Raw genomic sequence first — 19,887 nt, 5'->3', positions numbered from 1 at the left:
AATTCTATTTTTTTAATATAACTTTTCTATGATATTTTTCTATGTGTTTTAATTAAAATCCCTTCAATTATTTTCATATGAATGAGTACATGACATCAAATAATCCATCAGATATTTCATTATTTTAAAGAATTCAAAAAAACTAATGAAACTCTCCGGATATATGTATTTATCAGTATAGTAATTTAATATTAGCTTCATTTTCAGTAATCAAGTTCTCTTCATCAAGTCCGATTGCATTTCCATTAAAGACAGGATTTTTATCTGCTTTTATAATCATTCTTTCGATGAATTCGGAGGACGCGCCGACGATGCACATTGTCCACATCCAAAAGCATGCTATGGGGCCTTCTAGACAGATTGCTGTGGACACTCCATGATATTTTTCCTGTTCCTACCCTTGAGGTGAGGGATACCCTCATTGTCTGCAGGGATATACTGAATTTGTTGTGGGATGTTTTTCAATCAGAGTTAAATATTATTAATTTTATATAAAAATATGAGCTTTCAATTTTTGAGGTGAAACTATGGTCAAATGTCAAAATTGTGGAGAGGAAGTTGTAGATGGAGCAAAGTTCTGTAAAAACTGCGGTTCCGAGATAGTTATAGATGAAGAAGTGGATGAAACAGGTACCAAATTCTGTTCCAATTGTGGATTTGAAATGCCTAATTCCACTAAATTTTGTCCAGAATGTGGAACTGCCACTGCAAAGGCATCACAGGTGGTCAATACTTCATCCAGTGTAATGCGCACAGATAAAAGTCCCGGATTGGCGGCGATATTGTCATTTTTGATAATAGGTTTAGGTCAGGTCTATCTGGGTTTGACCAAAAAGGGAATCATATTGTTCGTCTTAGCCATTATTTCCGGAGCTTTGATGCTGTTCGTAATCGGTTGGATTACATGGCTGCTTGTATGGGGTTATGCGATATATGATGCATACAACTCCGGCGAAAAAATGAGAAATGGTATCGATGTGGAAGATACTCTTGATATAAATAACCTATTCTGATTCGAAACAGAAACATAGGGGCTAAGAATTACAAATCTATAATAAAACAGTTTAAATTAAGGAGCTAATCTCCTTATTCTCTTATTTTTAAAAAATATGGGATTTGAAAAAGAATTTCCCAATCTTTTTTAGTTAAAATGATTAGGTTCTATATGAAAATAACTTATATGATTAAAACAAATACCTAATTGATGAAATCTCTTGAAAAAACATTCAAATCTGTTAGTGAAAACCCTAAATATATCTTTAGACTGACCATTCAGGGAGTGATGGTCGGCATATTTGCAGGAATAATGGTTTGTTTGTATAGGTTCCTGCTTGCAGGTTCGGAAAAAGTTTTAAGGGATTATCTGGCAATAATTCATGGAAATGTATTGTATATTATTTTGTTCTTTATTGCATTGGCAGCAATGGGTCTTTTAATTGACTGGCTGACCAAATGGGAAGTTGACTCTGCCGGAAGCGGAATACCTCAGGTTTACGCAGAGGTAAAGGGACATATGGAAGCTAATTGGGCAAAGGTGCTTTTCTCAAAGATAGTTGCAGGTGTTCTCACCGCCCTTGGAGGACTTTCACTTGGTCCGGAAGGCCCTTCAGTCCAGATAGGTGGTATGGCCGGTAAGGGTATTGCCAAATTGTTTAAAGGAACAAAAACCGATGAGCTTAGATTGATTCTTGTCGGTTCGGCTGTAGGTATTACTGCAGCATTCAACGCACCCCTGGCAGGTGTGATATTTGTTTTTGAAGAGATAAATCACGGATTTGACAAGACTCTTATTTTCATTGCATTGGTATCGGCCATAGTGTCTGATTTTATATCAAAGGCCATTTTTGGCCAGGCCACCATATTGTCATTTCCGATAAACGTTCTTCCTCTTGAAGCGTATTGGATCTTCATCGTTTTAGGGGTGTTCGTTGGAGTTTTAGGTTACATTTACAATGTGGGCATGATAAAGTCAAGTGACATCATGGCAAATCTAAGGATTCCGTCCTGGCTTAAGTTTGTATTGGTATTCATGATATCCGGTGTTGTGGCGCTTGCAATTCCTGAAATCAGTGATGGAGGCCACTTCATGATGGACATGCTGGACGTGACCATTCCTTCACTTGGCGTTTTGGTATTTTTGCTTGTTTTAAAGTATCTCTTTTCAATGTTTTCATTCTCATCAGGAGCTCCTGGGGGCATATTTCTCCCTATTTTGGTATTGGGAGCTTATATAGGTGCAGTATTTGGAAGCATCTTTGTACCGGTGTTGGGTTTGCACCACGATTTGATTTACCGTTTCATTGTCATATCGATGGCAGGATTTTTCGCAGCCACAGTCAGGTCACCAATTACAGGAATAGTTCTCTTGGCTGAGATGAGCGGATCGACCGAATGCCTGGTGGCGATGATTGTCGTGTCCCTGATAGCTTATGTCGTTCCAACCCTTTTAGGAAACGAGCCTATTTATGAGTCCTTATATGACAGGCTTCTCTTTAAGAAGAATAGGGAATATGTCAAAAAGCCATCAAAGCATGTCATGTCAGAGTATTTGGTGCCCCTTGATTGCAATTATATCAATTTCAAAATCAAGGACATTCCTTTCCCAAAAAATGCCATTGTCGTGTCCGTTATAAGAAACGGCAAATATGTCATTCCAACTGAGGATTTCAAAATACAATATTCCGACCAGATTCAGGTCCTTACGGATTTTAATGATTATCCGTTTGTAAGAGAGGAGATAGAGGAGTTGTTCGGTGATTAGATGAGTTTGATTTTTGAAAGAAAAAGTGTTCGCAATTATACGGATGAGAAAGTCCCTGATGACATTATTGAGAACCTTCTGAAGGCGGGAATGCAGGCGCCATCTTCCTGCAATGCACAGCCATGGGAGTTCATTGTCGTATCAAAGCCTGAGGATAAGCTGGCAATCTCCAGGATGCACAGGTTTGCAAAGCCTGCGGAAAAGGCTTCCCATCTGATAATAACAATAGGCAATCTCAATGAGGCAAAGGTCATCGGCATGATAGAGCAGGACTTGGGGGCATGCAATGAAAACATATTGCTTCAGGCAACTCATGAGGGATTGGGTGCCGTTTGGTTGGGTTTTCATCCAATTGAGGACAGGACATTGAAATTAAAGGAATATCTTAATATTCCGGACCATTGCATTCCGTTTTCAGTAATTTGTGTAGGCTGGCCGGCTCGTGAAAGCGAAGTGAAATTGCGCTTCGATAAGGCAAAAGTGCATTTTGACAGATATTGAACCGCTTTTAGTTTAAACCCTTTAATTTTAAAATTTAAAAATGATTATGTTCATAGGTAAATTTTGTGATATGGTTATATATAATATTGAACAAAGTTATATCTATCAACGAGGATTAACATGGCTAAGACAGATTTATATGATTTTGAACATCTAAACACAACTACTGAAAGTATTTATGAGTTAAGGGAATTTAATGTTTTAATTATTCTAACAGATGGTACTAACCTGACCAATTGGAGAGATGTTAAAAATCGTGAGGACGTTCTATATATAAGTGAAGATTTGTTCGGTGAAACACTCATCGAAGGCAGATACAGGGATATGGTTAATCTTGAAGCTATTGTTACCTTCGGTGTCGGGAATATCACAAGTACAAAAGACATGTTTTCCGGATGCGAATCATTGGTTGAAATCGCGTCTCTTGACAAATGGGACGTATCTTCAGTAACCGATACCAGCAACATGTTTGATGGATGCTCCCTCCTCGAGGACATTTCCGCATTGGAAAACTGGAACATGTCAAATGTCACTGACATGTCATGCATGTTCAGGGGCTGCCATTCACTTGAGGATATTTCTGCTTTGAAGAATTGGGACGTTAGTCAAGTTGAGGATATGCACTACCTTTTCGCTGATTGCGTTCATATTAATGATATTTCCGCATTGTCCAAGTGGGATGTTAGCAATGTAAGGGATGCGGCATGCCTGTTTGAGTTCTGCACATCACTGGAGGATGTTTCCGCCTTGAAAAATTGGAATTTGGTCAATGCATTCAATATTACTGCACTGTTCAGAAGCTGTGCAAGACTTAAGGATATTTCCGCATTGTCAAAGTGGGATTTGTCTAAGATGGAGAACAACAAAAGTCTTTTGTCATTGTTTGCATATTGTTATTCCATAAAAAGCATTTCCGCTTTGAAGAATTGGGACATATCTAATATAAATAGAATTTCAGGCCTGTTTGAGGGTTGCGTTTCACTTAAAAGCGTTTCTGATTTGAAGAATTGGGACGTTTCAAATATCACTTCTTTTGAGTATCTGTTTAAGAATTGTTCTTCACTGACAAACATTTCCGCCCTAAAATCCTGGGACATCTCCAATGTCGAGTCATTGAAAAGCATGTTTAAGCATTGTGAAGATTTGACTGATGTTTCAGACTTGAAGGATTGGGATGTAAGTAAAATAAAATCAATGGAAGGCATGTTCAAGCAATGTGATTCTCTGGTTGATGTTTCCAGCTTGTCTGAGTGGAAATTCGCCGACGATGTGGTATTGGATCATATTTTTGATGAGTGTGAGCTGCTGGAAAAGTATCCAAAATGGTTTGAAGAGGTAGCGGTTAAGAATCCTAATTTTGACCTCGAATCCCGCCGCAGGGTTGCTGAAAATCTCGATGAATCATTCTTCAAGAATACTAATTTGAATGACCTGAGCAAGGATATGCAATTTTTCATTGTTCAGTCAACTTCTAATCAGTCTCTTTTAGCTTACATTGTTGACAGGAGTGAATTCAAGGATATTTCAGGCATAGCATTAAATAAGATTGTGGATGAAGGTGTATTGAGTCAGATTGCGCTTCATGATCACAATTATGAGGTCCTTCCTTCAAGGGACAGTTCAAATCCCCTCAAGTTAAATCTATTTTTTTACAACCGTGAAAAGGCTTTCTTGAAAATCGAGAATCAGACCATGCTTGTAAACATCGCCAAGGAAAGCCAGCATACTTTAAAAAGCATTGAATATCTTAGCGAATACGTTGACAAAGAGGATATATGGGTTGATATTGCTTTAAATGCACAATCCCAGGGTGTCAGATTCTTTGCTTTCACTAAACTTCAATCCGAAGCTGCTTTTCAAAGGATTATTGAGGAGTCCTCTGATGAAAAGCTTTTAGTCATATCTCGCAAAAGAATTGACATCGAATAATTGCTAAAATCTTTTAGTCAAGTTTAAATAAGAATAACAATAAATTTTTACACAATAACTTAATGTTTTAAGTTAAATTATTTAGAGGTTAAAACTATGGTAAGTGTAAACGTAGAAGCTAAAAAAACCGTAGATGTAATGATTGAAAAAGCAGATGAATTAAACATCGCTGTTGCAACTTTAGATAATGGTGCTACTGTTATCGACTGTGGTGTAAATGTCGATGGAAGCTTTAAAGCAGGAGAACTTTATACTAAAGTTTGTCTTGGTGGACTTGCAGATGTTGGAATTTCAATTCCAGGAGATTTATCTGAAAAATTCGCACTTCCTTCAGTAAAAATTAAAACCGACTCACCTTCTATTTCAACCTTAGGTTCTCAAAAAGCTGGTTGGTCAGTATCTGTCGGCGATTTCTTTGCATTAGGTTCTGGACCTGCAAGGGCAATCTCATTAAAGCCAGCAGAAACCTATGAAGAAATCGGCTATGAAGACAAGGATGCTGATTTGGCTATCTTAACCTTGGAAGCTGATGTCTTGCCTGGTGATGAAGTCGCTCAATACATTGCTGATGAATGTAATGTTGATGTTAAAGATGTTTACTTACTTGTAGCTCCTACTTCTTCCCTTGTTGGATCCATCCAAATTGCAGGAAGAGTTGTTGAAAACGGAACTTACAAAATGTTGGAATTCATTAAATTTGACGTTACCAAAGTTAAACACGCAGCGGGTATTGCACCTATTGCACCTGTTGACCCAGACGGATTAAAGGCTATGGGTAAAACCAACGATGCAGTGCTCTTCGGTGGAAGAACTTACTACTATGTTGAATCTGAAGAAGGCGATGACATTGCGGCTGTAGCTGCTCAATTACCATCTTCTGCTGCTGACGGATATGGTAAACCATTCTTCGATGTATTTAAAGATGCAGGATTTGACTTCTATCAAATCGACAAAGGAATGTTTGCTCCTGCAGAAGTAGTAATCAATGATTTAACTACTGGTAAAATGTATAAGGAAGGATTCGTTAATGCAGAATTGCTTAAAAAGTCCTTCGGTATAGATGAATAGTTATATTCATCTTCTTTTCTTCTTTTTTTAATATCAATTTAACCTGTCCATTATTACTTTTCGCTTGATTTTTTCAATAATATTAATATAATATGGTTATAATAAATATTTACAGCTCAAATATAAGAGTGATTAATATAGAAATGGTGAAAAAATGGAAATAATGGAAATTATTCGGGAAGCTATGATTTTCCCTTCAGTTGATCTGGCAAAACTTGCAATATATATTGTATTGTCAATCATTACAGGATTTTTAACAACTATTGGAGTCGTATTTTTAGGTGTTGGAATGGCAAGCAATGCCGCATGGATTGTTGTCGGAATCATCTTATTGATTTTAGGCTTAATTGTAGCATTTATAATTATGGGATATCAGATAGGAATTATAAAGACCGGAATCGATCATGCGGAAACCGCACCTGAATTCGTTTGGAAAGCAAACATGATTACAGGTGTCAAATATTTTGTTGTAAACATCGTTTACCTCATCATTCCTGCAATCGTCTTTCTGATTGTCGGATGGGCTACAAACTTCTTTGGAATGGCCTACACAATTGTGAGCAGAATGATGCTGACATCAATGTCCTCTCCGGCCAATGCAACTATAGTCGTAAGTGATGTTGTTCCTCAGTCAATGATTTTAAGTTTCGCAACCTCATTGATGATTACAGGAGCCATTTCATTCATATTCTTTATAATCTTTTGGATTATCCAGACCATGGCGGAATCAAGACTTGCAAAAACCGATGACCTTAAAGAGGCTTTGAACATTCCTGAAGCGTTCAGGGACATTGGAAGAATAGGTTATGGAAAGGTTCTTGCAGTTGTTATCCTGATATTTGTGATAATTGCAGTCATCAATGCTGTTATAAGCGGATTGGACGGTTACATTCATGGAATACGCATTGTTTCAATTATTGTGACTCCATACCTTGTGTTCTTTGCCGCAAGGGCAACAGGATTATTATATTCTGATATAGCTTAAATTTTTTTAGGCTATCTTTTTTTTATTTTTTTTTAAATTTTACAATAAATTTTTAAATGATAATTTCTATATATTATATTATTCTATATAGAATAGATACTTCAATTATTAATATGGAGATGTATAAAATGGCTGAATTAAAAGGTACAAAAACTGAAGCAAACTTACAAGCAGCTTTTGCTGGTGAGTCTCAAGCACATACTAAATACCAATACTTTGCTGCAAAAGCAAAAGAAGAAGGTTACGTTCAAATCCACGATATTTTCATGGAAACTTCCAAAAACGAAAGAGAACACGCTAAAATCTGGTTCAAATTATTACACGATGAAGAAATTCCAGACACAATAGCAAACCTCAACGCAGCAGCAGACGGTGAAAACGAAGAATGGACTTCCATGTACAAAGAATTCGCAGAAACCGCAAAAGAAGAAGGTTTCCCAATGATTGCATTCTTATTTGAAAAAGTAGGAGCAATCGAAAAAGAACATGAAGAAAGATACAGAACCTTACTCGCAAATGTTGAAAACGATGCTGTATTCAACAAAGAAGCAGACATCGAATGGAAATGTGAAAACTGTGGATTCGTATTTTCAGGACCTAACGCACCTGAAAAATGTCCTGTATGCGGACTTCCTAAAGCACACTTCGAAGAAAGAGCTACCAACTTCAAATAAGCTCTTTAACTTTTTTTCTTTTTTTAATTTTGTGATTCAATGAACAAAATGGTCATATTTTTAATCAGACACCCTCGCCATACTGACGTATCAATAAGGGGACTGGTTGATGGAGACTACCTGTTTGACGAACAGGCGAAGGAGTATGCCGATGGGATAATCCAATATTACCAGGGAGATAACCTGAGATGGGAGTTTCCCGCAAACCAGTTCATGAAACATTCGATTAAATGGAATGCATATGAGGAACTGAAGGATTATATATCAAGCGTTGAAGAGGATTTGGCATTGAAGATTTTTGAAGGCGACCGGAATGTTGCCTATATCTCGTATGGAGATTTTAAAATAGACAGGGAAGTTCTAACCTGGTGATTTGTTACTATTCGGTAACTAAAACTATAAATATCATATGACTAATATTATACAAAAGGAGATGATAAAATGGCAGATTTAAAAGGATCTAAAACCGAAGAAAATTTAAAAGCAGCACTTGCTGGCGAATCTCAAGCACGTGTAAAATATGAATTTTATGCATCCCAAGCTAAAAAAGATGGTTACGTTGAAATTAAGGAAATTTTCCAAGAATCATCTGACAATGAAAAGGAACATGCAAAAATCTGGTTCAAATTATTGAATGGCGGAGGAGTGCCTGACACTTTAACCAACCTTGCAGATGCAGCAGCAGGTGAAAACCACGAATGGACCGTAATGTACAAAGAATTCGCAGAAACTGCACGTGAAGAAGGCTTTGATGACATTGCAGCATTATTCGATGCAGCAGGTGCAACCGAAAAGGCACACGAAGACAGATACAACGCATTGTCCGATAAAATCGAAGCAGGAAAAGTGTTCAAGAAAGATGAAGAAATCGCATGGAAATGTAACAACTGTGGATACATCCATTATGGAAAAGAAGCTCCTGAAGTTTGTCCATTATGCGATCACTCACAAGCACACTTTAGAAAACAAGATACTAGTTATATCTAGATTCTTTTTTCTTTTTTCTTTTTTTTCGTAACATTTATATTATACTACTATCTAATATCTATTAAAAAGTGATATTATGATAGAAAACAATATTTGTCTTTTAACAGACAGTTATAAGGTAACTCATCACTATTTCTATCCAAAAGGCACTGAAAAGATTTATTCATACCTTGAAAGTAGAGTAGGTGCTGAGTTTAACAAAACAATTTTTTACGGACTTCAATATATCATTAAAAAATATCTTGAGGGAAAGATAGTCACTCAGGAAAAGATTGATGAAGCGGATAACCTGATTGCCAATCATATAGGTCCGGATATCTTCAACAGGGATAGCTGGCAATATATATTGGACGAACATGACGGATATTTGCCGATTGAAATAAAGGCAGTTGCAGAAGGTACTCCGGTTGATGTGGGCAATGCACTGATGACAGTCGAAAACACTGATGATAAGTCATATTGGCTGCCTAATTACCTGGAACCTCTCCTATTGCAGGTCTGGTATCCTTCAACTGTTGCAACACTCTCTGCAGAGGTCAGAAAGCTGTGCAATTTCTATCTTGAAGTGACAGGATCTGTAAAGGATAATCTTGATTTCATGCTTCATGATTTCGGATACAGGGGAGCGACTTCCACCGAATCATCAATGCTTTCAGGATCCGCCCATCTGCTCAGCTTTTCAGGAACCGATACCATTGCGGCATTGACAATTCCTGAAAACTATTACAATGACTCAAACTTATACGGATTTTCAGTCCAGGCAACAGAACACAGCGTCATGACCTCTTTAGGTCCGGAGGGTGAAATTTCACAGATTCTTAATGTCATAGATAATGCAAAGGATGGAGTCCTGTCATTGGTTATAGATTCATACAACTACAGGAACTTCCTCGAGGAAGCCGGAAAATCAGGAACAGAACTGAATGAGGCCATCTTGAATTTCCTGGACGGCGAAGATAACAAGGTCGTGTTCAGACCTGATAGCGGGGAGCCTGTATCAACAACCATTGACTGTCTGAATCTGCTCTCCGAGGGATTTGGAAGCCATTTGACCGACAAGGGATATAAGGTATTCGACCTCAACATCGGACTTCTGTGGGGTGACGGTCTGAACTATCAGAAAATCCGTGATATTCTCTTTGCCATGAAATCTGCCGGTTGGGCAGCGCAGAACATCATATTCGGTATGGGAGGGGGACTGCACACTGCAGTCAATCGTGACACCCAAAGAAATGCCTTTAAATGTTCCGCCCAATTTCGTGACGGCATATGGCATGACATATTCAAAAACCCACTTGATTCAAGTAAGAAATCAAAGACCGGAAGATTTAAGTTAATAAGAGAAAATAATTCATTCAAAACAGTTTCAATTGATAGCGAAGGCGATGATTATTTGCAGACAGTCTTTAGGGATGGCGAACTGATGATTGATGATACATTTGCAGATATCAAGCAAAGGGCATTGAAATATTCAAATTTTTTATAGGGTGATAATATGTGTACTGCAAGCAATTACATAACTGATGACCATTATTTTGGTCGTAACTTTGACTATGAGATATCATACAATGAAAGGGTTACAATAACTCCAAGAAACTTTGAATTCGAGTTCAGGAAAATCGATTCAATAAAAAACCATTATGCAATAATTGGAATAGCCGCAGGAATTGACGGATATCCATTGTATTATGATGCATGCAATGAAAAGGGACTTGCCATTGCAGGTCTGAACTTTGCCGGAAATGCGGTCTACAGGGAATTTGAGGAAGACATGGTCAATATCACTCCATTCGAGCTGATCCCTTATCTTCTTGGAACATGTTCCAGCGTTGCTGAAGCACGTGATGCATTGGGCAAAATCAATCTCGTTAACATCAACTTTGCCGATGAGCTTCCACTGTCTCCGCTTCACTGGATGATTTCCGATGAGATTGAAGCGATAGTGGTTGAGCCGCTGGCAGACGGCCTGAAGGTCTATGACAATCCGGTTGGGGTCCTGACTAACAACCCTCCTTTCGATAAGCAGCTGTTTTACCTGAACAACTATAGGGGTTTGTCAAACAAAAATCCTGAAAACACATTCGGCGTTGATCTGGAAGAGTATTCAAGAGGAATGGGTGCAATCGGACTTCCGGGGGATTTGTCTTCAGCCTCAAGATTTGCAAAGGTGGCGTTCACCCGTGCTAATTCATACTCCGATAGCGATGAGGCAAGCAGTGTGGGCCAGTTTTTCCATATACTTGGCTCTGTAGAGCAGCAGAATGGCTGCACTTTCATAGACGACCCTGATTTGTATGAGTATACCATATATACTTCATGCTACAACACAAACAAGGCAATCCTGTATTACAGGACATATCATAATTCACAAATCACTGCTGTCGATTTGAACAGTGAGGATTTGGATTCATCCGAATTGATAAATTATCTTTTAATTAATGAAGAGCAATTTAACTTCATTAATTAAATTTTTCCTTTTTTTTCTAAACAAGTATTTATATTATTAAAGCCAAATATAGGAATATTATAAATCGTTTCACGATTTTCACATGTTTAAATTGTTGAACGGAGGAAATGGCTTGAAAAATTATAAAATAATTGCATTATTTTCATTATTGTGTCTGTTGATTCTGATACCTGCAACATATGCTATGGACAACCAGACAGCTTTGGAAGTAAGTGATGAGGGTAATGTGACAAGTGCAGAGTATTATTTCGACGCTAATGTCGAGAATGATACTGGAGACGGGTCTCAGGACGATCCATACAGGAATCTTACATCATATAGGGTTAAGGATAATTCCATAATCTATCTAAATGACGGGGAATACCATTTGGATTCCATGATTAATAGTAGAAACCTGACTGTCATAGGTCATAATCCTCTAAACACTGTAATTACATATAATAATAATGTAGGTTTTGCTGCTGTCAGTTCACTTACTCTTAGGAATCTGACTTTGGTTAGCCTCGCCGTTTCCGACGATTCAAGTGCAGTCATCACTGCTGAAAATGTAATTTTCAGTGATTCAACAATAGGATCAGTAATTACCACTTCAAATAGCCGTGTATATCTTGATAACTGTACCTTTTCGAATAATCACGCTACCTCTGGCGGTGCAATAAACATAAACAGGGGCAGTTTGGAAATCGTTGACTCATTATTCATGAACAATTACGCCGAAAGGTATGGTGGAGCAATTTATCTTCGTGAAGCTAATTTCATCGGCAAAAATGTGGCATTAATCAATTCAACATCCATAATGGGTGGAGCGGTAACCTCAGTGTATACAAATCTGAACCTGGCCAATGTTACCTCCAGAAATAACCATGCAAGGTATAGTGGAGGTGCAATTTATGCGCTTTTCGGTTCTCTTTCCATTAACAACTCCATTTTCATCAATAATTCCGCAAAAGACGGTGGAGCTTTATTTGTTGATGAGGTAAATGATTTCATTCCATTCAATAACAGTTTCACTGATAATTCTGCAGTAAGCATTGCGGGTGCGGTCTACTCAGCAATCAGCAGAAATCTGAATCATGGTTCCGTTCTCAATGAGTCCCTAATGAATTTATTTTTCAACAATACTGCAAGCCTTGAAAATGATGTTTATGAATGTGAAGCGATTAATCTTAACTATAACTCTTCTCAAAATTACATGATTATACGCTCCGGACCGGAATATGATTCTGATTTGCCTGCAAGATATGATTTGAGGCAATATTATTTGGTCACTCCTGTTAAGGACCAGGGATCCAATGGAAACTGCTGGGCATTTGCCTCATTGGCTTCACTTGAATCATGCATCCTCAAGGCAACCGGAGCCGCTTATGATCTCTCCGAAGAGAATATGAAGGATTTGATGGCTAAGTTTTCAAGCTATGGATGGCAAATGGATACAAACACCGGAGGATATGACCGTATGGGTCATGCTTATCTTACAAGCTGGCTTGGACCTGTCAATGAAACTCAGGACAGGTATATCATAGGAGAGGTATTGTCTCCAGTCTTGAACAGCATTTTCCATGTTCAAAACATTCTGTTCTTAGAGAGAACCAGCTATACAGATAATGATGAAATCAAAAGGGCAATAATGAGCTATGGTGCTGTTTCAACAAGCATTCACTGGTATCAATCTTCCGATGGAGCTGATGTGTACAGAAATGGAAAGAATATATATTGGAACAGGTTTGACAAGGGGGCAAACCATGCCGTGGCCATTGTCGGATGGGATGACAATTATTCAAAAAACAACTTCAAAACAACCCCTCCAGGCGACGGCGCCTGGATAATCAAGAACAGTTGGGGCTTGGCTTATGGTAGTGAAGAGGGATATTATTATGTTTCATATTACGACACATCCCTGGCTCCTTTAAACGATCCTTACAACACATATGTTTTCCTGTTCAATGAGTCAATAAAATATGACAAAAATTACCAGTATGACGTCAGCGGAAGGACAGATTTCTTTTTAAACAAATCTAATACAGTCTGGTACAAAAACGTATTCACTGCAACTGACAATGAATTATTATCTGCAGTTTCAACTTATTTTGAAAAGAACACTGATTGGGAGCTGTCAATATATGTTAATGATGTTTTAAGGCATGTCCAATCAGGCACTGCAACTCCTAGCTATTCGACAATCGAATTGAGCAGCTTCATTCCGCTTAATCTTGGAGATGTCTTTGAGGTCGTATTCAAGATAACCGTTGACAAGGAAGCAAGCGTTCCTATTTCCGAAAACATAATTGCAAGCGGCGTCCCGATAAACAAGCAGCTCTTCTATGAAAACATTTCATTCATAAGCTATGACGGTGAAAACTGGACTGATTTCTACGGTTTAGAATGGGCATATTCATCCCATTCCTATGCAACACAGGTGGCCTGCATAAAGGCATTTACAATATTGAGTGAGGTCAACACAACCACTAATCTCTCCGTCAATGTCACTGACCTATATGAAATCCAAGCTCAGGTCTTAAATCAATATGGTCTTCCAGTAGTCGGAGGAAATGTCACATTCAGTGTTAACGCAAATGATTATGTTGTTCCTGTTGTCAATGGATTGGCTACACTAAAAATACCTTTGAGTTTCAACGAGTATCACATTTTAGCAGTGTATGATAATGTAGGTTACATCTCATCACAGGATACACTCGAATTCAATGCGTCATTGATTAATACCAGAATTTCCTTGGAAATAAATGAGCATAACCCTATTAACATCACTGCACATGTTGTTAATGATTATGGACATGCCATAAAGTATGGTAATGTAACATTCACTATTGATGATGTTCCATATACAATTGGCATTACCAACGGTACTGCATCACTTATTAAAGTGCTCACAATAGGTAAACATAATGTTTCAGCTGTTTTCAATTCAGTTTACTCTTATAATTCTTCAAGCACTTTCCGGGCGTTTGATGTTAGTTTTATAGATTCTAATATCACATTGACAATCGATAATGAGTATAATCCTGTTGTCATTACTGCTAATGTCACCGACCAATACGGCAATCCTATAAACATGGGCAATGTCACTTTTATTGTTGATCAAACACCATATGTTGTTGATGTGGTTAACGGCATAGCTCGATTGAATTATTGCTTTAAGAATTTAGGTTTAAATAATGTCTACGTAACCTTTAATGGAATGGAGAATTATTATAGTACATCAGATTCATCATCAAATGTTACTGTAAAGACCACTGTACTGTCAAGTGATGCTACAAAAACATATAATTCCAAATATTCCTTCACTTTATTGGATAATTATGGCAATCCATTAGATAACAGAACAGTTTTAGTCACAATCGGATCCAAAAACTATGAGATTATCACTGATAAAAATGGTGTAGGCAATGTTGTTATCACATTAAGTCCCGCTGTCTATTCAGTTGAAATCACAAACCCTCTTAATGGGGAGGTTAAAGTTCAATCAATCAAGGTCGTCAAAAGAATAACTGAAAATAAGGATTTGACAGTCTATTACGGTGCCGGAAAATACTTCAAGGTCAGAGTGTTCGATGATGATGGAAATGTCGCCAAAAATGTTAAGGTGACATTCACAATAAACAATAAGAAGTACACAAGGACAACTGACAATAACGGTTATGCATCATTTAAAGTCGCATTGAATCCTGCAAAATACACCATAACAGCGGAATATAAGGGATTCAAGGTATCAAATAAAATTATGGTCAAATCAACTATTGTCACCAAAAACATCAAGGTCAAGAAGGGAAAGACCATCAAGTTCACAGCCAAATTGTTAAACAATAAGGGTAAAATCCTTAAATATAAGAAAATCACATTCAAGTTCAAGGGCAAAACCTACAAGGTCAAGACAAATAAGAAAGGTATTGCCACATTAAAGATTACTAAAAAATACAAAATTGGAAAATACACAATTACAACCAGCTATGGCAAGTTGAGTGTCAAGAATACAGTCAAAATTAAAAAATAGGTGATTTTGTGTTTAAAAACAGATTATTGCTATTGCTTTCAATAGTTTTAATTTTATTGCTTATCATTCCATCCGTTTTTGGGGCGGATAATAATACGTTCAGTTTGGACTCCACTCTGAACAATCAAACTCTTTCTAGCGATGTCTACTTTGACAGCAATGCCACAAATGACCATGGGCAGGGAACGGCTGACGATCCCTATAAGGAATTGAGGGACGGCAGGATTCTTGATGATTCCGTGATTCATCTTAAGGACGGGGAATATGAATTTTCACAGGCTAATTCCCATAAAAACATTTCAATAATCGGTCAGGATGTCACCAAAACAATCATCAGGGGTAACGGAGGAACGCTGAGTGTAACTGACCGTTTTGTTCTGGCAAATGTCACCATATGTAATTTGAGCATATTGAATCAGGGAAATCTTGTTGCTTCAAATGTAATCTTTGAAAACTCCACTGCAGCAAAGAAAGGCGGTTATGGAAACAGCTTAGGGGGAGCCGTATACTGCGTTAACGAGAATAATAATGCATATCTGACAAACTGCACATTCATCAACAACTATGCTGGCTGCGGCGGAGCCATCTATGTGACTGGAGGAATTCTCGAAATCACAGATTGTGTTTTCATCAACAACACAGCTTTTAATTATGGAGGTGCCATTGCAGCGGAGCCAAAATATTCCAAAGGTCCTAGGCTGACAGTTAATCGTTCCAAGTTCATCAATGACACTTCACTTAAGGATGCCGGAGGCGCCGCCTACATCAAATCCGGAACATTTACAGGGGAGGATTTAGACATTTCCCAGTGCGGAGCCACTTTCGGAGGCGCTTTTGCTCTTTTAAAATCATATGCCAAATTGAGCAACGTTCATGCTTTTAATAACTCTGCAATATATGAGGGCGGAGTCATCTATCAGATTTATGGAAATCTGACAGTCAACAATTCGCAGTTAAGCAAAAACCATGCCAGAAATGGAGGTGGCCTCTTCGCAGATGATTCAAATCTTTTGAATGTGATAAACGTTTCATTCATAAGCAATTCGGCAACAATGCTTGGAGGGGCATTCTATTCCCTGACAAATGACAATTCCGATTTCAGGAATCTCACCTACATCAACAATACTGCCCTTGAGTATGCCGACCTCTACATGCAGGAAAACATGACTGCAGTATTTTTAACAGGAAACTATACTTTGTACAATCATGTATTGGATGATTCTCCGCTTCCTGGTCGTTACAGCTCTATAGATGAAGGCTATGTGACTCCTGCAAAAAATCAGCAGGATGGAGGCAATTGCTGGGCGTTTTGTGCAATTGCAACTCTTGAATCAGCAATATTGAAGGCTTCAGGAGATGCATTTGACCTGTCTGAAGAGAACATGAAGAATCTGGCAGCCCTATACTCCCATTATGGCTGGTCAATGGAAACCAATGAGGGAGGCTATGATGACATGGCATTCGGTTATCTTACCGGCTGGCTGGGTCCCGTTCCTGATGCTTATGACGGATACACAGGATTTACAGTATTGTCCCCTATGCTAGATGGCATAATGCATGTTCAGAATATACTGTATTTGGGAAGGTCAAGCTATTCCGATAATAATGAGGTTAAAAGAGCCATCAGGGATTATGGTGCGGTATACGCTCCCATTTACATGACACCCTATTATGACTCTACAGCCAAAGAGTATGTGCAATACTATAGGGGAACCCATCTGTGCGACCATGCTGTTTCGCTGGTCGGCTGGGATGACAACTTTCAGATTTCCGGAGCCCCCGGCAAAGGCGCATGGATAGCCAAGAACAGCTGGGGCAATGGCTGGGGCAATAATGGTTACTTTTACGTTTCATATTTCGATAGCTCCTGCCTTAAACCTGGTTCAAATATTGCAGGATATGCTTTCATATTCAATGACACAATGAAATACGATAAGAACTACCAGTACGATATAGCCAAAACAGATTACTTCTTCAACACCACAAAGACAGTCTGGTACAAGAATATCTTCACCGCAACCGACAGCGAATTCCTGGCGGCGGTTTCAACCTACTTTGAAAAAAGCACCGATTGGGAGCTGAGCATTAAGGTGAATGACGGCTTGAAGCTGACAAAGTCAGGAAATTCTCATGCGGGCTACTTCACTTTCGACCTTGGCCAGCTGATACCGTTGAATGAGGGGGACGTTTTTGAAATAATGTTTAAAATCACAGTCAATGGCGATGCGGGCGTTCCGATTTCTGAAGTTGTAAGCCTGAACAATCGTTTTTACAGGCAAAACATCTCATTCATCAGCTATGACGGTCAGGTCTGGAGAGACATTTTTAATATATCCTGGGAATATCCCGACCATGTCTATGACTCTCAGGTTGCATGCATCAAGGCATTCACCATCCTGAATCCGATTAACGCCACAATAGCGCTGACTTATGAAAACAAGACACCCGACAGGATAACAATCGTTGCAAATGTCCTCAATCAATGGGGATATCCTGTCAGTTCAGGCAATTTGAACTTTAGAATCGGCGATGAGACATATGTCCTGAAGATAACCAACGGTGTCGCCAAAAGGGAGATTAATCTCGAATCCGCAAATGTCACAGTCGAGTTTGATGAGGTGGGATATAATCCCGTCATGGCTCAAGTCGAGTTAAGAAATCCTCTGCTCAACACTTACATGACATTGAACGTTACAGGTGAGCATAATCCTGTAAACATCACTGCAAACATTGTGGATGAATACAGCAACCCTGTCAAATCCGGAATAGTCGTTTTTGATATCAACGGTAAAATGTATAGTGTGGTTGTGGCAAACGGAACAGCCAAACTGGAAAACATTGAAATATATCCATTAGAATCCATAATTCATGCCCAATACACTGACATCTTCCATTACAATTCATCCAATGCGGATAAATCAATAGAGCTGTCCCTAATCAATACAATAGTTTATCTTGACATAACCTCCAATGAGTTTAACAATCCGGTAAACGTCGTTGCACATATTCTTGATTCAAACGGCAATCCGGTAACAATCGGAAAAGTTGAATTCAACATGGCGGGAGAATCATTTGTTGTGGATGTGGCAGATGGAATGGCAAGCATTGACTATACCTTCCCTCAAGCTGGCGACAACAGTGTTAGCGCAGCATTCAGGGGAAACGCCATCTACAATTCATCCGTCAACAGCACCAGTCTGGATGTTTCAAAAATGAAAGTTAACCTGTCTTTTGACATTTCAGTTGATGAATTGGAGGCTCATTTTACTGTCGGAATTAGGAATTCCACCCGTGATTTCAGCATACACTTCAAAGTCAATGGAACAGACTACAACTATGAAATCACCAAATCATCTGCCAAAGGATCTCTGACACTTGTGCTTAATAACCTCAAAAGCGGTTCCTATAGTTATGCCATAAGTTTGGTAAGCCAGATTTATGAAGCGGATGACTTGGAGGGAACATTTGGCATAATCCATCAGAATACTCAAGTCATCGCATCTGATGCCTCACTATATTACAATGGAGCTTATTCCATCACTCTAAAGGATGAATCAGGCAAGGTTATTGCATCTCGGGATGTATATTTGACCATTAATGGCCAGACAATCAAAAAGAGAACCAACGGTCAGGGAATTGCCGTTTTCAATATTGCAGCTCCAATTGGAAGCCATCAGGCAAAGGTCAGTTTCATCGGTGATGACGAGTACATAAAGTCATCAAAAACAGTTTCTATCACTGTCAAATCAACAGTTGAATTCAAAAAAGCTACATATGCCCTTAACTCCAAATATTCAGCTACATTAAGGGATTCAAATGGCAATCCGTTAAGGAATAAGGTGGTTCAAATCATCTTCAACGGTGTTGGCCATAATCTCAACAGTGACTCAAACGGACAGATTTCACTGAACATTAATCTGAAGCCTGGAACATACACTGTTAAAGTCACAAATCCTCTCACCGGCGAGGTCAGGACCCAAAAGATCACTGTAGTCAAAAGGATAACTCAAAACAAGGATTTGACAATGTATTACGGTGCAGGCAAGGTATATAAGGTTAAGGTTGTCGGAGATTATGGAAAGGCAGTCAAAAAGCTCAAGGTGACTTTCAAAATCAACGGCAAGAAGCACTATGCCTACACTGATAAGAATGGATATGCTTCCCTGAAGATTTCTCAAAAACCTGGAAAATATACTATTTATGTGGAATACAAGGGCTTTAAAGTGTCAAATAGGATTACCGTCAAATCAACAATAGTGACCAAGGACATCAAGGTCAAGAAATCAAAAGCCATCAAGTTCAAGGCAAAGCTTCTCAACTCCAAGGGCAAAGTCCTGAAATACAAGAAAATAAAGTTCTATTTCAAGGGAAAAACCTATAAGGTCAAGACAAATAAGAAGGGAATTGCAATTTTAAAAATCAATAAAAAATACAAAAGGGGAAAATACACAATAGTTTCCAAGTATGGAACACTTAAAATAAAAAATAAGATAAGGATAGTATGAT

The 19,887-nt window shown here is 38.4% G+C and carries 14 protein-coding genes; 13 read left to right on the top strand and 1 reads right to left on the bottom strand.

Annotated features, from left to right (window positions below; genetic code table 11):
* Positions 1-172: 172 nt before the first annotated feature.
* The gene (locus tag E7Z79_RS00655; protein WP_303738052.1) at positions 173-328 is read right to left on the bottom strand and encodes a hypothetical protein; all 156 of its coding nucleotides are present in this window, start codon (positions 326-328) and stop codon (positions 173-175) included.
* 199 nt (positions 329-527) lie between these two features.
* Here E7Z79_RS00655 and E7Z79_RS00650 point away from each other — a divergent pair, with 199 nt between their 5' ends.
* From E7Z79_RS00650 to E7Z79_RS00590, 13 genes are all read left to right on the top strand, one after another.
* On the top strand, positions 528-1,013 hold the full coding sequence (locus E7Z79_RS00650; RefSeq protein ID WP_303738051.1) for a zinc-ribbon domain-containing protein: 486 nt from the start codon (positions 528-530) through the stop codon (positions 1,011-1,013).
* A 191-nt stretch (positions 1,014-1,204) separates the two neighbouring features.
* Positions 1,205-2,761 (top strand): ClC family H(+)/Cl(-) exchange transporter, encoded by a 1,557-nt coding sequence (locus tag E7Z79_RS00645; RefSeq protein WP_303738050.1) that lies wholly within the window; start codon positions 1,205-1,207, stop codon positions 2,759-2,761.
* On the top strand, positions 2,762-3,262 hold the full coding sequence (locus E7Z79_RS00640) for a nitroreductase family protein (RefSeq protein ID WP_303738049.1): 501 nt from the start codon (positions 2,762-2,764) through the stop codon (positions 3,260-3,262).
* A 120-nt stretch (positions 3,263-3,382) separates the two neighbouring features.
* Entirely contained in the window at positions 3,383-5,191 is a 1,809-nt protein-coding gene (locus tag E7Z79_RS00635; protein ID WP_303738048.1) for a BspA family leucine-rich repeat surface protein, read from the top strand.
* A 96-nt stretch (positions 5,192-5,287) separates the two neighbouring features.
* The gene (gene mch, locus E7Z79_RS00630) at positions 5,288-6,259 is read left to right on the top strand and encodes a methenyltetrahydromethanopterin cyclohydrolase (protein WP_303738047.1); all 972 of its coding nucleotides are present in this window, start codon (positions 5,288-5,290) and stop codon (positions 6,257-6,259) included.
* Between the two features lie 154 nt (positions 6,260-6,413).
* Positions 6,414-7,244: a DUF4013 domain-containing protein gene (locus E7Z79_RS00625; RefSeq protein WP_303738046.1), complete on the top strand. Its 831-nt coding sequence runs from the start codon at positions 6,414-6,416 to the stop codon at positions 7,242-7,244.
* A gap of 128 nt (positions 7,245-7,372) precedes the next feature.
* The gene (gene rbr, locus E7Z79_RS00620; RefSeq protein ID WP_303738045.1) at positions 7,373-7,918 is read left to right on the top strand and encodes a rubrerythrin; all 546 of its coding nucleotides are present in this window, start codon (positions 7,373-7,375) and stop codon (positions 7,916-7,918) included.
* A gap of 39 nt (positions 7,919-7,957) precedes the next feature.
* Entirely contained in the window at positions 7,958-8,290 is a 333-nt protein-coding gene (locus E7Z79_RS00615; protein WP_303738044.1) for a hypothetical protein, read from the top strand.
* A gap of 69 nt (positions 8,291-8,359) precedes the next feature.
* Positions 8,360-8,905 carry a rubrerythrin gene (gene rbr, locus E7Z79_RS00610; RefSeq protein ID WP_303738043.1) on the top strand — a complete coding sequence of 182 codons (546 nt, stop codon included), beginning with the start codon at positions 8,360-8,362 and terminating at the stop codon, positions 8,903-8,905.
* Positions 8,906-8,981: 76 nt separating this feature from the next.
* Positions 8,982-10,391: a nicotinate phosphoribosyltransferase gene (locus E7Z79_RS00605; protein WP_303738042.1), complete on the top strand. Its 1,410-nt coding sequence runs from the start codon at positions 8,982-8,984 to the stop codon at positions 10,389-10,391.
* 9 nt (positions 10,392-10,400) lie between these two features.
* Complete coding sequence (gene bsh, locus E7Z79_RS00600; protein WP_303738041.1) at positions 10,401-11,372, top strand: choloylglycine hydrolase; 972 nt, start codon at positions 10,401-10,403, stop codon at positions 11,370-11,372.
* 112 nt (positions 11,373-11,484) lie between these two features.
* A complete protein-coding gene (locus E7Z79_RS00595; protein WP_303738040.1) occupies positions 11,485-15,381 on the top strand; it encodes an Ig-like domain repeat protein in 3,897 nt (1,298 codons plus the stop codon).
* Positions 15,382-15,389: 8 nt separating this feature from the next.
* Positions 15,390-19,886 (top strand): Ig-like domain repeat protein, encoded by a 4,497-nt coding sequence (locus E7Z79_RS00590; protein ID WP_303738039.1) that lies wholly within the window; start codon positions 15,390-15,392, stop codon positions 19,884-19,886.
* The last annotated feature ends 1 nt before the right edge of the window (position 19,887 follow it).

It is taken from the genome of Methanobrevibacter thaueri (assembly GCF_015062905.1).
In the GTDB taxonomy this organism is placed as follows: domain Archaea; phylum Methanobacteriota; class Methanobacteria; order Methanobacteriales; family Methanobacteriaceae; genus Methanocatella; species Methanocatella thaueri_A.
This window is presented reverse-complemented; position numbering and strand designations above follow the sequence as displayed.

Coding starts and splice junctions, on each gene's coding strand:
- E7Z79_RS00655 (WP_303738052.1), bottom strand. CDS start 328: ATGTGGACAATGTGCATCGTCGGCGCGTCCTCCGAATTCATCGAAAGA.
- E7Z79_RS00650 (WP_303738051.1), top strand. CDS start 528: ATGGTCAAATGTCAAAATTGTGGAGAGGAAGTTGTAGATGGAGCAAAG.
- E7Z79_RS00645 (WP_303738050.1), top strand. CDS start 1,205: ATGAAATCTCTTGAAAAAACATTCAAATCTGTTAGTGAAAACCCTAAA.
- E7Z79_RS00640 (WP_303738049.1), top strand. CDS start 2,762: ATGAGTTTGATTTTTGAAAGAAAAAGTGTTCGCAATTATACGGATGAG.
- E7Z79_RS00635 (WP_303738048.1), top strand. CDS start 3,383: ATGGCTAAGACAGATTTATATGATTTTGAACATCTAAACACAACTACT.
- mch (WP_303738047.1), top strand. CDS start 5,288: ATGGTAAGTGTAAACGTAGAAGCTAAAAAAACCGTAGATGTAATGATT.
- E7Z79_RS00625 (WP_303738046.1), top strand. CDS start 6,414: ATGGAAATAATGGAAATTATTCGGGAAGCTATGATTTTCCCTTCAGTT.
- rbr (WP_303738045.1), top strand. CDS start 7,373: ATGGCTGAATTAAAAGGTACAAAAACTGAAGCAAACTTACAAGCAGCT.
- E7Z79_RS00615 (WP_303738044.1), top strand. CDS start 7,958: ATGAACAAAATGGTCATATTTTTAATCAGACACCCTCGCCATACTGAC.
- rbr (WP_303738043.1), top strand. CDS start 8,360: ATGGCAGATTTAAAAGGATCTAAAACCGAAGAAAATTTAAAAGCAGCA.
- E7Z79_RS00605 (WP_303738042.1), top strand. CDS start 8,982: ATGATAGAAAACAATATTTGTCTTTTAACAGACAGTTATAAGGTAACT.
- bsh (WP_303738041.1), top strand. CDS start 10,401: ATGTGTACTGCAAGCAATTACATAACTGATGACCATTATTTTGGTCGT.